The sequence below is a fragment of the Hyunsoonleella pacifica genome (assembly GCF_004310335.1).
Lineage (GTDB): Bacteria > Bacteroidota > Bacteroidia > Flavobacteriales > Flavobacteriaceae > Jejuia > Jejuia pacifica.
Genome location: NZ_SIRS01000004.1, coordinates 153539 through 170292 on the forward strand (window position 1 = coordinate 153539; position 16754 = coordinate 170292).

The 16754-nt window shown below is 34.7% G+C and carries 13 protein-coding genes; 11 read left to right on the forward strand and 2 right to left on the reverse strand.

Annotated elements, in window-relative coordinates:
• Positions 1-28 precede the first annotated feature (28 nt).
• Positions 29-2287 carry a formate C-acetyltransferase gene (pflB, locus tag EYD46_RS09890; protein ID WP_443093553.1) on the reverse strand — a complete coding sequence of 753 codons (2259 nt, stop codon included), beginning with the start codon at positions 2285-2287 and terminating at the stop codon, positions 29-31.
• A 313-nt stretch (positions 2288-2600) separates the two neighbouring features.
• Between pflB and EYD46_RS09895 the strand changes: the two genes are divergently transcribed.
• The 11 genes from EYD46_RS09895 (at position 2601) to EYD46_RS09940 (ending at position 15186) form a co-directional block, all read left to right on the forward strand.
• Complete coding sequence (locus EYD46_RS09895; protein ID WP_130936925.1) at positions 2601-4373, forward strand: AMP-dependent synthetase/ligase; 1773 nt, start codon at positions 2601-2603, stop codon at positions 4371-4373.
• Between the two features lie 96 nt (positions 4374-4469).
• Positions 4470-4862 carry a DUF1761 family protein gene (locus EYD46_RS09900; RefSeq protein ID WP_130936926.1) on the forward strand — a complete coding sequence of 131 codons (393 nt, stop codon included), beginning with the start codon at positions 4470-4472 and terminating at the stop codon, positions 4860-4862.
• A 124-nt stretch (positions 4863-4986) separates the two neighbouring features.
• Positions 4987-5427 carry a MarR family winged helix-turn-helix transcriptional regulator gene (locus EYD46_RS09905; protein WP_130936927.1) on the forward strand — a complete coding sequence of 147 codons (441 nt, stop codon included), beginning with the start codon at positions 4987-4989 and terminating at the stop codon, positions 5425-5427.
• An 18-nt stretch (positions 5428-5445) separates the two neighbouring features.
• A complete protein-coding gene (locus tag EYD46_RS09910) occupies positions 5446-7854 on the forward strand; it encodes a 3-hydroxyacyl-CoA dehydrogenase/enoyl-CoA hydratase family protein (RefSeq protein ID WP_130936928.1) in 2409 nt (802 codons plus the stop codon).
• Between the two features lie 76 nt (positions 7855-7930).
• Entirely contained in the window at positions 7931-9121 is a 1191-nt protein-coding gene (locus tag EYD46_RS09915; RefSeq protein ID WP_130936929.1) for an acetyl-CoA C-acyltransferase, read from the forward strand.
• A 21-nt stretch (positions 9122-9142) separates the two neighbouring features.
• Positions 9143-10954, forward strand: a complete 1812-nt coding sequence (locus EYD46_RS09920) for an acyl-CoA dehydrogenase family protein (RefSeq protein WP_130936930.1) — start codon at positions 9143-9145, stop codon at positions 10952-10954.
• 170 nt (positions 10955-11124) lie between these two features.
• Complete coding sequence (locus EYD46_RS09925) at positions 11125-11619, forward strand: DUF6265 family protein (RefSeq protein ID WP_130936931.1); 495 nt, start codon at positions 11125-11127, stop codon at positions 11617-11619.
• The gene (locus tag EYD46_RS09930; protein ID WP_130936932.1) at positions 11610-12944 is read left to right on the forward strand and encodes a M28 family peptidase; all 1335 of its coding nucleotides are present in this window, start codon (positions 11610-11612) and stop codon (positions 12942-12944) included. The genes EYD46_RS09925 and EYD46_RS09930 overlap by 10 nt, the downstream gene beginning before the upstream one ends.
• Positions 12945-12956: 12 nt before the next feature.
• Entirely contained in the window at positions 12957-14609 is a 1653-nt protein-coding gene (locus EYD46_RS09935; protein ID WP_130936933.1) for a M1 family metallopeptidase, read from the forward strand.
• Positions 14610-14816, forward strand: a complete 207-nt coding sequence (locus EYD46_RS18085) for a YdeI/OmpD-associated family protein (protein ID WP_308807868.1) — start codon at positions 14610-14612, stop codon at positions 14814-14816.
• Positions 14785-15186, forward strand: a complete 402-nt coding sequence (locus EYD46_RS09940) for a YdeI/OmpD-associated family protein (RefSeq protein WP_308807869.1) — start codon at positions 14785-14787, stop codon at positions 15184-15186. Before EYD46_RS18085 ends, EYD46_RS09940 begins: the two co-directional genes overlap by 32 nt.
• A gap of 2 nt (positions 15187-15188) precedes the next feature.
• Here EYD46_RS09940 and EYD46_RS09945 read toward each other — a convergent pair whose 3' ends face one another.
• Positions 15189-16700: a MoxR family ATPase gene (locus EYD46_RS09945; RefSeq protein WP_130936934.1), complete on the reverse strand. Its 1512-nt coding sequence runs from the start codon at positions 16698-16700 to the stop codon at positions 15189-15191.
• Positions 16701-16754: the final 54 nt, after the last annotated feature.

Sequence of the window (16754 nt, forward strand, 5' to 3'; positions counted from 1 at the left end):
TTCAGATGCTTACAGCATATAAATAGAATTAGATAGACTCGTGGAATGATCTTGTGATTACCTCCATTTGTTGCTCTCTAGTAAGTCTTACAAAATTCACAGCATAACCAGAAACCCTAATGGTTAATTGCGGGTATGCTTCTGGATGTTCCATCGCATCTAGTAAGGTGTCTTTATCTAAAACATTCACATTAACGTGTTGTGCATTTTTAGAAAAATAACCATCCAAGATACAGGCTAGGTTTTCAATACGCTCATCCGCATCAGCTCCTAAAGATTTAGGAACAATGGAAAAGGTATTAGAAATACCATCCTGAGAATCTTCATAATGAATTTTTGCTACAGAATTTAATGATGCGATAGCACCTTGTGAGTCTCTACCGTGCATTGGGTTTGCTCCAGGCGCAAATGGTACACCTTTAGCTCTCCCATCTGGTGTAGCTCCTGTTTTCTTACCATATACCACATTTGAGGTAATGGTTAATACAGACATAGTAGGTTCTGCATTTTTATAAACTGCTAGTTGTTTTAACTCTTTATTAAAATCTGCCACGGCATTTGCAGCTAAAACATCTACGCGATCATCATCATTACCATAGCAAGGGAAATCGCCTTCAATTTTAAAATCTACAGTTAAACCTTCTTCATTTCTAATAGGTGTTACCTTCGCATATTTTATAGCTGATAAAGAATCGGCCACAATTGATAAGCCTGCAATACCATAAGCAATATTAATTTCAGGATTAGTATCAATAAGTGCCATTTGTGCTTTCTCATAATAGTACTTATCGTGCATGTAGTGAATAATATTCATAGAATCGTTATACACGCGAGCTACTTCTTTCATGGCGATTTTAAAATTAGCCATTACTTTATCAAAATCAAGTACTTTACAGTTACAAGGCGCAATACCATCTACCATTTTAGTCCCTGTAATTTCACAACGTCCGCCGTTTATAGCCAGCAATAAGGTTTTGGCTAAATTGGTACGCGCTCCGAAAAATTGAATAGACTTTCCCAGCGCCTGATATGATACGCAACACGCTATACCGTAATCGTCAGACCCTCTGGTTTTTCGCATTAATGCATCATTTTCAAACTGGATTGAAGAGGTATCAATAGCCACCTTAGCACAAAAATCCTTAAAATTTTGTGGCAAATCTTTAGACCAAAGAATCGTCATATTTGGCTCTGGAGATGGGCCTAAATTATAAAGTGTATTTAAAAATCTAAAAGATGTTTTAGTAACTTTAGTTCTGCCATCCTCAAACATACCGCCAATAGCTTCAGTTACCCACGTTGGGTCACCTGCAAAAATTTCATCATAAGCACTCATTCTTAAATGGCGTACCATTCTTAATTTCATTACAAACTGGTCAATATACTCTTGTGCTTCAGCTTCAGTAATAATACCTTCCTGTAAATCTTCTTCAATAAAAATATCTAAGAATGTAGACACATTACCTAAAGACATCGCAGCACCATCTTGTTCTTTAACCGCAGCTAAATATCCCATATATGTCCATTGCACCGCTTCTTGAGCATTTTCAGCAGGACGACTTAAATCTAAATCGTACTTAGCTCCTAACTCTATAATTTCATTGAGGGCTTTAATTTGGTCTGACACCTCTTCACGTAAACGAATAACAGCATCAGTCATAGGGCCACCAATATTTGCTAAATCTTGTTTTTTAGCTTCAATTAAAGTAGTGATACCATACAATGCCACACGACGATAATCGCCAATTACCCTACCACGTGCGTAATTATCTGGTAATCCTGTTAAAAACCCTAGCGAACGGAATTTTTTAATTTCAGCATTATAGGCTGAAAACACACCGTCGTTATGTGTCTTTACATATTTTGTAAATAATTCTGTTAAGTTATCATTTGGTTTTACACCCTGTTCTGCCAAGGCTTTTTGTACTACTTTAAAACCTCCAAAAGGTTTCATGGTACGCTTTAGTAACTCATCGGTTTGTAAACCAACTATAACTTCGTTTGCTTTATCAATATAACCTGCATTAAATGCGCTAACGGTTGAAATCGTATCAGTATCTAATGCGCGTACACCATTATTTTGGCGTTCTTCCTTGGTGGCTTCTTTACAGATGTCCCATAATTTTTGAGTTTTGGCTGTTGGGCCTTCCAAAAATTCGTGCGTTCCATGATAAGGTGTTATGTTATTACTAACAAAATCTCTAACATCAATCTTATCATTCCAAATTCCGGGTCTAAATGCTTTTACTTCCATCTCTAATTTGTATTTATATGTTGTATATGCCAATGTTTGACTATCCAAAGGTAGTACCCCATTACATATTAAATCATGACAATTGTCAGTAAACCATTAAAAAAGAGGATTTTGAAGATATTAAGATAAAGCCCAGAGAAATTCCAATAAATAGGATTCCATCAGCTTAGTTCTTTTATGTTTTTTTAAAAAAAGCGTTAAAAATTTGATAATTTAAAAATGAAAGCTAACTTATTTTCATAATTTCATCTAAAAATTGCATACATTGTCTTTCCTTTTAGGAATTAAGCCAATTTGAAAATCTTATTTATTTTCATAATTTGCATTAATACATTCTACTATTCTTATGACTGAGATAACACGACTTTTTGACTTTCCATATTACCAATTAGAAAACCACCCGTTAGATGCTTCGCTGAACACCAAAAAAAATGGTAAATGGGAGAAAACATCTACTAAAGATTATTTAGATAAAGCCAATGCTATAAGTAGAGCCTTGTTGAAATTGGGCGTTAAGAAAAATGACAAAATTGCAATTATTTCATCGAATAATAGAACCGAATGGAATATTGTGGATATAGGCATTTTACAAGTTGGCGCACAAAATATCCCGATTTATCCAACTATTAGCTCTGATGACTATGAATATGTTTTGAATCATAGCGAATCCATTTATTGTTTTGTAAGCTGTACCGAAGTTCTAGAAAAAATAAATAAGGTTAAAAAGAAAACGCAACTCAAGGAAGTCTATTCATTCGACCATATTGATGGGTGCAAACACTATTCAGAATTGTTAGAGTTAGGGGCAGAGGATGTAAACCAGAAAGACGTTGAGGGTCGAAAAGTAGATATAAAACCTGAAGAATTAGCAACAATAATCTACACTTCTGGAACAACAGGAAAGCCCAAAGGTGTTATGCTATCACACAATAATATCGTTTCTAATGTACTTTCGGCATCCAATAGATTTCCTTTAGACAAAAACTCCCGAGCTTTAAGTTTTTTGCCTATTTGCCATATTTTTGAACGTGTGTTTACCTATCTATATCAGTACCGTAGCATTGAAACCTACTATGCTGAAGCTATTGATAAAATAGGTGATAATGCCAAAGAAATAAAACCACATACAATGACTGTTGTACCACGACTCATCGAGAAAGTGTATGACAAAATAATGGATAAAGGCACAGATCTTACAGGCCTTAAAAAGAAACTGTTCTTTTGGGCGGTAGAGCTAGGTGCGCAGTTTAAACCCTACAGCCAAAATGGTTTTTTGTATGGACTGAAACTTGCTATCGCACGAAAACTAATTTTTAGTAAATGGCAAGCAGCTCTGGGAGGAAATATTGTTTTTATGGCTTCAGGAAGTGCTGCACTACAATCCCGACTTGGAAGAATTTTTGGAGCTGCCGACATGCCCATAATGGAATGTTATGGCTTAACTGAAACCTCTCCAGGAATATCCGCCAGCGACCGAAGAAACAATGGCTGGAAAATTGGTTATGTAGGGCGAGTTATTGATGGCGTTGAAGTAAAAATAGCTGAAGATGGCGAAATATTATGTAAAGGTCCCAATGTTATGATGGGCTATTATAAAGACCCTGAAAAAACTGCTAGTGTGATGACAAATGACTATTTCCATACAGGAGATAAAGGTGAGATTGACGCTGATGGCTTTTTAAAAATTACAGGACGTAAAAAAGAAATGTTTAAAACTTCTGGTGGAAAATACATCATCCCTACACTTCTAGAAAATGAGTTAAAGCAATCTAGATTTATTGAGCAGATAATAGTTATTGGTGAGGGAGAGAAAATGCCAGCTGCCTTAATTCAACCAAATTTTGAATTTGTTAAAGATTGGATAGAACGTAAAAATCACACCGTTGGAGATACTTTAGAAGATATTGCTGCATCTGAAATTATTCAAAAACGCATTCAGAAAGAAGTTGATAAATGCAATAAAAAATTTGGAAAGTGGGAACAAATTAAAAAGTTTGAAATTACTGCCGAAGAATGGTCTATTGATGCAGGACATCTCACACCCACCATGAAAATGAAACGAGACGTTATTAAAAAGATGTATTCTAATTTAATTGAGAATATATATCGTCCATCTTAATTTAAAACACTAAGACAATACTCATTAAACAAATGATTATTAAATAGTTATTCATTTTTTTAGTATATTTAAACATAACCAATTAAAACTAAAAAAATGAAAACAAAGCATTTTCTAGTCTCTGGAATCGTTGGAGGCATCGTAGATTTCCTTTTAGGATGGTTGTTTTACGGCATTATTTTTATAGACACATTTCCACAACCCGAGGAAAGTGGACAAACTATGTTATTTATCTTTCTAGGTTGTTTAACCTTTGGCTTATTTGTATCATACATTTACAATAGGTGGGCACAAATTACAACCGCTGCAACAGGTGCTAAAGCAGGTGCTATCATAGGACTATTTATAGGACTATTTTATAATTTCTTCAATATTGCAATGTACCCTGAATTCACATTTCAACTAGCTGCCTTAGATGTTGGTATTTCTATAGTAATGACAACTATTATTGGTGCTGCTATAGGTGCTATAAATGGTAAATTAGGATAATTATCGCTTTACTTATTCATATAAACACCTCCTAACGAGGTGTTTTTTTGCATACATATTTTTACAATATATTATGCATGCATAATATATTTTTATTATATTTGAAAAATTCTAACTCTCGAGAATGAAAGACAAGACAATAGATTACGTTCTAAGAACCACTTGGCTAACGGTTAATAAAATGTATAACGAAGAAGCTGCTAAATTTGAAAGCACTATGGCAACTGGTTTTACACTGCTTAGTATAGACCCAGAAAAAGGCACGCCTTCAACTGCTTTAGGCCCTAAAATGGGAATGGAAGCTACCAGTTTATCTCGTACATTAAAAACCATGGAAAAAAGAGGCTTAATAGAGCGTCATCCTAACCCAGAAGATGGTAGAGGTGTTTTGATTCATTTAACGGATTTTGGAAAAGAGAAACGAGAGCTTTCAAAAGAAAAAGTGTTAACCTTTAATGAAGCCATCAAAAAAAATATAGACGAAGACAAATTAAGTCACTTCTATGAAGTTGCTGAAACTATAAATGAATTGGTTTCAAATAAAAAAATATATAAAAACAAGTAAATTTTAGTGTAAACAAACATGGGTAAACGCATTATAAAAAAAGTTGCTGTAGTAGGTTCTGGTATCATGGGAAGTGGTATTGCGTGTCATTTTGCTAACATTGGCGTAGAAGTTCTACTTTTAGATATTGTTCCTAGAGAACTTTCAGATGTTGAAAAAGCAAAAGGGTTAACTTTAGAAGATAAAAGTGTTAGAAATCGTTTGGTAAACGATGCACTTAAAGCATCTTTAAAATCTAAGCCCTCTCCTATTTACCATCAAAAATTTGCGAGTAGAATTACAACAGGAAATCTAGAAGATGATATCTCCAAGGTTAAAGACGTAGATTGGATTATTGAAGTTGTTGTGGAACGTCTTGATATTAAAAAACAAGTTTTTGAAAATTTAGAAAAGCACAGAACTCCTGGAACGCTTATTACCAGTAACACGTCTGGTATTCCTATTCAATTTATGAGTGAAGGCAGAAGTGAAGATTTTCAGAAGCATTTCTGTGGTACGCATTTCTTTAACCCACCACGATATTTAAAGTTATTTGAAATTATTCCTGGGCCTAAAACTGATGCCTCTATACTAGAGTTTTTAAATGGTTATGGAGAGCAATACTTAGGGAAGACTTCAGTTGTTGCTAAAGACACACCAGCATTTATAGGAAACCGTATTGGTATATTTAGCATTATGAGTTTATTTCATACGGTAAAGACCATGGGTTTAACCATTGAAGAAGTTGATAAATTAACTGGCCCAGTAATTGGGCGACCAAAATCAGCTACCTTTAGAACAGTTGATGTTGTAGGTTTAGATACTTTAGTACATGTAGCCAACGGTATTGCCGATAATTGTAAGAATGACGAACGTTTAGAACTATTTAAGCTTCCTGAATTTATATCCACTATGGTTGATAATAAATGGTTAGGCAGCAAAACAGGACAAGGATTTTACAAAAAGGTTAAAGGCGAAAGCGGTAAAAGCGAAATTCTGTCATTAGACTTAGATACTTTAGAATATAGACCTAAAAAACGTGCAAAGTTTGCAACTTTAGAGTTAACCAAATCTGTGGATAAAGTTATCGATAGATTCAAAATTTTAGTATCCGGCAAGGATAAAGCAGGAGAATTTTACAGAAAAAGTTTTGCGCAGTTATTTGCTTATGTAACCTATAGAATTCCTGAAATCTCAGACGAACTATATAAAATTGATGACGCGATGAAAGCTGGATTTGGATGGGAACATGGTCCTTTTCAAATTTGGGATGCTATTGGTGTTGAAAAAGGTTTAGAATTAATTAAAGCGGAAGGCTTAGAAGTTGCCAATTGGGTAAATGATATGGTATCTTCAGGTAACACATCATTTTATACTGTACAAAACGGAGCAACTTACTCTTATGATATCCCGTCAAAATCACAAAATAAAGTGCCAGGACAAGATGCTTTTATCATTTTAGATAATATTAGAAAATCTAACGAAGTGTTCAAAAACTCAGGTATTGTTATTGAAGATTTAGGCGATGGTATTTTAAACTGTGAGTTTCAATCTAAAATGAATACCATTGGAGGCGATGTTTTAGCAGGATTAAATAAAGCTGTTGATTTAGCTGAGAAAGATTTCGAGGGATTGGTTATAGGAAATCAAGGTGCTAATTTCTCAGTAGGTGCAAATATTGGTATGATTTTCATGATGGCTGTAGAGCAGGAATATGAAGAATTAAATGGTGCTATAAAATATTTTCAAGATACGATGATGCGCATGCGCTACTCAGCTATACCTACTATCTCTGCACCACATGGTATGTCACTCGGTGGGGCTTGTGAATTGTCAATGCATGCTGATAAAGTAGTTGCTGCTGCTGAAACTTATATTGGTTTAGTGGAATTTGGTGTTGGGGTTATCCCTGGTGGAGCTGGTTCTAAAGAAATGGCGCTTCGTGCTTCTGACACCTTCAGAAAAGGAGATGTGGAGTTAAATGTGCTACAAGAGTACTTTTTAACTATAGGAATGGCAAAAGTATCAACTTCTGCTTATGAAGCTTACGATTTAGGTATTCTCCAAAAAGGAAAAGATATCGTTGTTGTTAACAAAGATAGACAGATAGCTACAGCCAAAGCACATGCAAGACTTATGGCAGATGCAGGATATACACAACCCGTAAAACGTAAAGATGTAAAAGTTCTCGGAAAACAAGCACTAGGTATGTTTTTAGTAGGAACCGATGCTATGGAAGCTAGTAACTATATTAGTGAACACGATCATAAAATTGCTAATAAATTGGCTTATGTTATGGCTGGAGGCGATCTATCTGAGCCTACACTAGTAACCGAACAATATTTATTGGATTTAGAACGAGAGGCTTTCTTAAGTTTATGTACAGAACGTAAAACTTTAGAACGTATCCAGCACATGCTAAAAACGGGGAAACCACTTCGCAACTAATTGCAATTAATTAGAAGTTAGTATTTAGTACTAAGAAGTCTAAGTACTAAAATCTAACAACTAAAGACTAAAAAAGATGAAACAAGCATATATAGTAAAAGCATACAGAACCGCAGTTGGAAAAGCGCCCAAAGGTGTTTTTAGGTTTAAAAGAACCGATGAATTAGCTGCTGAAACCATTCAATACATGATGAAAGAGCTTCCTGAATTGGACAAAAAACGTATTGATGATGTTATAGTAGGTAATGCCATGCCAGAAGGTTCTCAAGGTTTAAACATGGCACGTTTAATCTCATTAATGGGATTAGATATAATTGATGTTCCTGGAGTAACTGTAAATCGCTTTTGTTCCTCAGGAATTGAAACTATTGGAATTGCTACGGCAAAAATTCAAGCCGGCATGGCAGATTGTATTATTGCTGGTGGCGCAGAAAGCATGAGTGCAGTTCCTATGACAGGTTACAAAACAGACCTTAATTACGATCTTGCAAAATCTGGCAGAGAAGAATATTACTGGGGTATGGGAAATACTGCTGAGGCCGTAGCTAATGAATTTAAAGTGTCGCGTGAAGATCAAGATGAATTTGCATACAACTCGCACATGAAAGCCCTAAAGGCGCAAGCCGAAGATAGATTTCAAGATCAAATTGTGCCTATTGAAGTAACACAAACTTATGTTGATGAAAACGGTAAAAAAGCAACAAAGAGTTATACCGTTACCAAAGATGAAGGTCCAAGAAAAGGTACAAATCTTAGTGCTCTAGCAAAATTGCGACCTGTATTTGCGCAAGGCGGAAGCGTTACTGCTGGTAACTCTTCCCAAATGAGTGATGGTGCAGCTTTTGTAATGGTTATGAGTGAGGACATGGTAAAAGAACTGAATCTTGAGCCTATAGCAAGATTAGTAAATTACGCAGCAGCTGGTGTAGAGCCAAGAATTATGGGTATTGGACCAGTTAAAGCTATCCCTAAAGCATTAAAACAAGCAGGATTACAACAAAATGATTTAGAGTTAATAGAGCTTAATGAAGCATTTGCATCTCAATCGCTTGCTGTTATTAGAGAATTAGGTTTAAATCCAGATATCATTAACGTAAATGGAGGTGCAATTGCATTAGGTCATCCATTAGGATGTACTGGTGCCAAACTTTCTGTACAGTTGTTTGATGAAATGCGTAAACGTGATATGAAAGGTAAATACGGTGCAGTAACCATGTGTGTGGGTACTGGACAGGGTGCTTGTGGCATCTTTGAATTTTTAAACTAAAAAAGACATAAAAGAAAATAAATGGAAGCAACAGAAAAAGATATTTTACGCGGCGGTCAGTTTCTAGTAAAAGAAAGCAACTGCGAAGACATTTTTACACCTGAGGATTTTAATGAAGATCAGCTCATGATGAAAGAAGCTGTTTCTGAATTTGTTGATAGAGAAATTTGGTCAAAAAAAGCGCAGTTTGAACAAAAAGATTATGCATTAACAGAATCCTGTATGCGTCAAGCTGGAGAACTTGGCTTTTTAAGTGTTGCCGTTCCTGAAGAATATGGCGGTATGGGTATGGGCTTTGTAGACACATGTTTGGTTTGTGATTATATTTCTGGAGCAACAGGTTCTTTTAGTACTGCGTTTGGAGCACATACAGGTATTGGTACTATGCCAATTACCTTATATGGCAATGAAGCACAAAAACAAAAATATGTACCAAAATTAGCTTCTGGAGAATGGTTTGGCTCGTATTGTTTAACAGAGCCTACTGCTGGTAGTGATGCCAATTCTGGACGAACAAAAGCAGTACTTTCAGATGATGGAAAAACATATAAAATCACTGGACAAAAAATGTGGATTTCTAACGCAGGTTTTTGTAGTGTTATGATTGTTTTTGCTCGTATTGAAGATGATAAAAATATCACAGGTTTTATAGTAGACTACGACCCTGAGAATCCTAACGGAATTACAATGGGTGAAGAAGAACACAAATTAGGAATTCGAGCTTCTTCCACACGTCAGGTATTTTTTAATGAAACTGTAGTGCCTGTAGAAAATATGTTATCTACTAGAGGGAACGGTTTTAAAATTGCAATGAATGCACTTAATGTTGGTAGAATTAAATTGGCAGCAGCTTGTTTAGATGCGCAAAGACGCACTATAACTGAATCTGTAAAATACGCTAATGAGCGCATTCAGTTTAAAACACCTATTTCAAGTTTTGGAGCTATCCGTCAAAAAATTGCAGAAATGGCTACCAACTGTTGGGTTGGAGAAGCAGCGAGTTATCGTGCTGCAAAAGACATAGAAAAACGTATTGAACTTCGCAAAAAAAATGGTAAAGACACACATCAAGAAGCAGAACTTAAAGGTGTTGAAGAATATGCTATTGAATGCTCTATCTTAAAAGTTGCAGTATCGGAATTTGTACAACATTGTACAGATGAGGGTATTCAAATTTTTGGAGGTATGGGCTTTTCAGAAGAAACACCAATTGAATCTGCTTGGAGAGATGCACGTATTGCAAGAATTTACGAAGGTACAAACGAAATTAACCGTATGCTGAGTATTGGTATGCTCATCAAAAAAGCTATGAAAGGACATGTAAATGTTCTCGAACCAGCTATGGCTGTAAAAGAAGAGTTAATGGGTATTCCATCATTTGATGTTCCAGATTACTCAGAATTGTTTTCAGAAGAAAAAAATATCATTAAAAATTTAAAGAAATTGTTTTTAATGGTAGCTGGTGCAGCACTTCAAAAATATGGTGAAAAAATTGAAGAACAACAACAATTAATGTTAGCGTCTTCTGATATATTGATTCAAATTTACTTGGCAGAATCTGCAATTTTACGTGCAGAAAAAATGGCTAAAAAACAAGGAGAAGATAATGTTAAGGAACAAATTGCTATGGCAAAATTAAATTTATTCCATGCTATAGACGTTATTGAAACTGCAGGTAAACACTCCATTATTTCTTTCTCCACAGGCGATGAACAAAAAATGATGTTAGTTGGTTTAAAGCGTTATATCAAATATGTAAACATGCCTAATATTATTGAGCTAAGACATATTATTGCAGAAAAGGTAATTAAAGAAAATAAATATTGTTTTTAGAGTTTAAACTCTAAACATATCGTGTGACTAATTCAAATGTAAAAGGCGCTTCAAATTCAATTTTGAGGCGTTTTTTTATTTCTTTATCTTGTAGTTTTTAAAAAATTGTCTAGTAATGTCCTCTATTATCAGATTTAGAACGTCTTATATATAAATTAAAACTTTTTATCATGAAAACATTTATAATAATAGCGTTTATATTAAAAGGATTTGTATTAACTACTAATGCCTACACTCAATCTGAAAAAGAATTAGAACCAAAATTAGAAAATATAACTTGGATTTCAGGGAATTGGAAAGGTGAAGCCTTTGGAGGGCAAACCGAAGAAAATTGGAGTAAACCATCTGGAGGCTCTATGATGGCAACTTTCAAATTAATAAATGATGGATCAGTTACTTTTTATGAAATAGAAGTAATCAGAGAAGTTAATAACACTTTAGTACTTCAATTAAAACACTTTAATAATAAATTAGAAGGTTGGGAAACAAAAGACGAAACGGTTGACTTTCCTTTAAAACGTATAACAAAAAACAAAGTTGAATTTGAAGGTATGACTTTTGAAAATATTAGTCCTAACGAAATGAACGTTTACGTAGGCGTTAAGCATAAAGACGGGACAGTTGAAACAGTTAAATTCAATTATAAAAGAGATAAATGCAATTAAAACTTACTTTAATTTTTGTAGTCGTAATTCAATGCAGTTACAGTCAATCAGAAAAAGACATTTATGATATTATAAATGCCATTTCAGCTGAACGTATTGAAAAAGATATACAAACACTTGTGAATTTTGGTACCAGAAATACGTTTAGCGACACTATTTCTGAAACGCGGGGTATAGGAGCTGCTCGGAGATGGATAAAAAAAGAATTCGAAACTATTTCTAGCAATTGCAATAATTGCTTAAACGTATCCTATCAGAAAGATTTTGTAACTAAAGAAGGTAATAGTCGTGTACCTCATGATGCTTGGGTAGTTAATGTAGTGGCTATTCAAAAAGGTACTAAATACCCTAATCGTTATGTGATTATGAGTGGCGATATTGACTCTCGTGCAAGTGACACTATGGATTTTACTACAGATGCGCCAGGAGCAAATGATAATGCATCTGGTATGGCAGGAACTATAGAAGCTGCACGTGTTTTATCTAAATACAAATTTGAAAGCAGTATTGTTTACGTTGGTCTGTCTGGAGAAGAACAAGGCCTTTTTGGTGGTGCAGGACTCGCTAAATATGCAAAAGATAATAATTGGGATATTATTGGTGTACTAAATAACGACATGATTGGTAACATCAAAGGTGTAGATGGTGTAATTGACAACAGAACCTTTAGAATTTTCTCTGAACCTGTCCCTCCTACAGAAACAGAACATCAAAGAAAACTGAGACGTTTTTACGGTGGGGAAGTTGATGGTATTTCTAGACAATTGGCCCGTTATATCCATAAAAACACCAGAAAATATATGCCAGAAATGAACCCTATGATGATATACCGATTAGATCGTTTTGGTCGTGGTGGTCACCACCGTCCATTCAACGATTTAGGGTTTGCTGGTGTACGTATTATGGAGGCTCATGAAAATTACACGCAACAGCATCAAGACATTAGAGAAGAAAATGGGATTAAATATGGAGATGTAATAGAACACGTTAACCTTGATTATGCTAAAAAACTTACTGCCGTAAACGCTATTAATTTAGCAAGTTTAGCTTGGGCACCCCCCGCACCAAAAGAAGTCGCTATTGGAGGTGTGGTTGAAGCATCTGCACGCTTTATATGGGAAAAAGTTGATGACGCTAAAGGCTACAAGGTATATTGGAGAGATACCACCTCCCCCACATGGGATAACAGTCGTTATGTTGAAGGGGTTTTAGGCACCACTTTACATGGTATTGTTATTGATAATTATTTCTTCGGAATTGCAACTGTTGGAGAAAATGGCTTTGAAAGCCCTGTTGTATTTCCAAATAGTTTAATGGTACGATAAAATTTTATATAAATGAATTACAACAGACTATTTATAACTTTCTTATTTACACTTTCATTCTTTTTGGGATATTCACAAGGATTATTATCTAAAAAAACAAACTTTACCAGACAAGATACTTTAAGAGGAAGTATTACACCCGAACGCGAATGGTGGGATTTAACCTATTATCATTTAGATATTAAAGTAGAACCTGATAAAAAATTTATTTCTGGCAAAAATACAGTTCAGTACAAGGTTTTAGAAGAAGACTCTATTATGCAAATTGATTTGCAATCTCCTATGAGCATTTTGAAAGTGATACAAGATGAGCAAGAATTAAAAGTGAAGCATGATGGTAACGCACATTTTGTTCATCTTGTAAAAAATCAAACGGTTGGTAATATAGAAACTATCGATATATATTACAAAGGTCATCCAAAAGAAGCTATAAGAGCACCATGGGATGGCGGTATTTCCTGGAAAAAAGATAAAAACAACAATCATTTTATTGCTTCCTCATGCCAAGGTTTGGGTGCAAGTGTTTGGTGGCCTTGTAAAGATCACATGTACGACGAGGTAGATAGTATGAAAATTAGTGTAAACGTTCCAGACAAACTAACCAATGTATCTAATGGAAGATTACAGTTGGTAGAACGTATAGGAGACACAAAAACGTACCATTGGACTGTAAAAAGCCCTATAAATAATTATGGTGTAAATATTAATATTGGTGATTATGTAAATTTCTCTGAGATATATGATGGGATGGCTGGAAAATTAGATATGAACTATTACGTACTAAGTTACAATCTAGAAAAAGCCAAAGCACAGTTTAAACAAGCTCCAAAAATGATGGAAGCTTTTGAGCATTGGTTTGGACAATATCCATTTTACGCAGATAGTTTCAAATTAGTTGAAACACCATATTTGGGTATGGAACACCAAAGCTCTGTAACTTATGGCAATAAATTTAAAAATGGATATTTAGGTAGAGATTTATCAGGTACAGGTTGGGGTTTAAAGTTTGACTTTATTTTGGTTCATGAGTCTGGGCATGAGTGGTTTGCTAATAGCATTACCAATAAAGATGTAGCCGATATGTGGATTCATGAAAGTTTTACCGCGTATTCCGAAAACTTGTATTTAGATTATCATTTTGGAAAAGAAGCTTCTGCTGCCTATGTGATAGGTACGCGTAAGCTTATTGAAAATAAAAACCCGATTATTGGCCTTTATAATGTAAATAAATCAAGTGATGGCACAGATATGTATTACAAAGGTGCTAACATGCTTCATACACTACGTCAGCTTATAAAAGATGATGAGAAATGGCGGAATATTTTGCGTAAAATAAATGTTGAGTTTTACCATCAAACAGTAATAACCAAACAGATTGAAGACTTTTTAAGCAACGAAACTGGCATTGATTTAACTGAGTTTTTTAATCAATATTTAAGAGATACTCGAATTCCAACATTAGAATTTTCTCATAAAAAGAAAAAACTAAGATACAGATGGACCAACATTGTTGACAATTTTGATATGCCCATTCAGATAAAAATTGGAGATGATACGCAATGGATTTATCCAAAATCTGAATGGCAAACATTAGAAACACCTTCAAGTAAATTACCAATTACTGTAGACAAAAACTTTTATGTGTATTCCAAAGAAGTACTTTAAATGACAAAAGATTTACCCGAACTTTATTTTGAAAGAGATACAGATTGGTACGACTGGTTACTTCAAAATCATGCTACCACAAAGGATATTTATCTCATCTTCTATGAATTAGAGCTAAACATACCAACGATGCGCTGGGAAGAAGCTGTTAAAGTAGCACTATGCTTTGGATGGATTGATTCTACTAAAAAGCTTAGGCAATGGTAAAAGAAGGCAATACTTCTCGCCTAGAAACCCCAAGAGTACTTGGAGTGCCTTGAATAAAAAATATATTGAAGAATTAGAAAAAGCTGGATTAATTCATAAGTCTGGTTGTAAAATGATTGATCTTGCCAAAAAAACAGGTACTTGGAGTGCCATGGATGATGTTGAAAACGGCATAATTCCAGAGGATTTAAAAATTGCTTTTGACAAAAATGAACGTGCTTTTGAAAATTATAAAAACTTTTCTAAAGGCTACAGAAAGTCCTATCTCTCTTGGCTACATAGTGCAAAACGAGAAGCAACACGAAAAAAACGCATAACTCAAATTATTGAATTATGCGCTAATAATATTAAAAGCAGAGACGCTTGGTAAAACTATATCCCGCTTATAAAACTCCCATATGGGTCTTTAAACTGCATGCCTTCAGAAAAGCGATGTTTACTCAACTGTTTATATTCCGCTAATGCCCAAAGCACAAATTCTTTAACGAAATAACTATCTTCTTTTTTAAGGTTAGGCTGAAATTTACCTAATAAATCATCCAGTGGAGAAACGGCATCTAACATATTTTTGTATTCTTTATCTCTTAAATCATCTAATAGCTCAAAACCTTCTTTTTGATGGAAAAACCAAGATACGATATCATCATAAGGTGTTTCTTCATCTTGTTTTTTGAGTTTTTCAATCTTCGGAAAAAATTCTTCAAATAAACTTTTAACAGCATTACCTATAAGATTATAGGCTACTACAGCAGCGCCTTCTTGCTCTCCTTCATACACTAATTCTACCTTTCCTGTAACTGAAGGTATTACCCCTACAAAATCACTTAACCTCAAGGTAGTATGTTCATCTCCAGCTATTAAAGCTCGCCTTTCTGCAGTACTTAATAAGTTCTCGAACGCTGTGATGCTTAACCTTGCACTTACACCTGATTTTGCATCTATATATTCGCTTTCTCTAGCTTCAAAAACAATTTGTTCTAATACATCTTTTGCCAAATCTGGCACATATATATTTTCTTTTTGACCTTCAACTAAATTAGCTTCTTGTTCTGTGATTAAGCGAGCTGTTTCAATGTCCTCTGGATAATGTGTTAAAATCTGCGAACCAATTCTATCTTTTAAAGGTGTAACTATACTTCCTCTATTAGTATAATCTTCAGGATTTGCAGTAAATAAAAATTGAATATCTAAGGGCAAACGTACCTTAAACCCTCTAATTTGGATATCGCCTTCTTGCAAAATATTAAATAGCGCTACCTGAATTCTAGCTTGTAAATCGGGTAACTCGTTAATTACAAAAATGCAACGATTGGCTCTTGGTATCATACCATAATGAATCACACGATCATCTGCATAACTCAATTTTAAATTGGCTGCCTTTATAGGGTCTACATCTCCAATAATATCAGCAACCGTTACATCTGGTGTTGCTAATTTCTCGGCAAAACGCTCACTCCTATGCAACCAAGAAATTGGGGTATCATCCCCTTTTTCCTTTATGAGTTCAATTGCATATCGCGAAATGGGGTTTAATGGGTCGTCATTTACTTCAGAACCTGCCACATATGGAATATATTCATCTAATAGATTTAACATCAACCGTGCTAAACGTGTTTTTGCTTGTCCTCGTAACCCTAACAGGTTGATGTTATGTCTTGATAGAATAGCACGTTCTAATTCTGGTATCACCGTATTTTCATATCCATGTACACCTTCAAAAGTAGTTTCTTTATTTTTTATTTTTTGAATCAAATTATCTCTTAACTCATCCTTTATAGATTTTGATTGATATCCTGATTGTTTTAATTCTCCTAAAAGCCTCGCCCTAACCCTCTCCGAAGGAGAGGGAACTGTTTCCTGCTTACTTTTCTCTTTATTGCTCATATTTTTTATTTTATTGTTGAGTGTTTCTCCCCTTTGGGGAGATTGAGAGGGGCT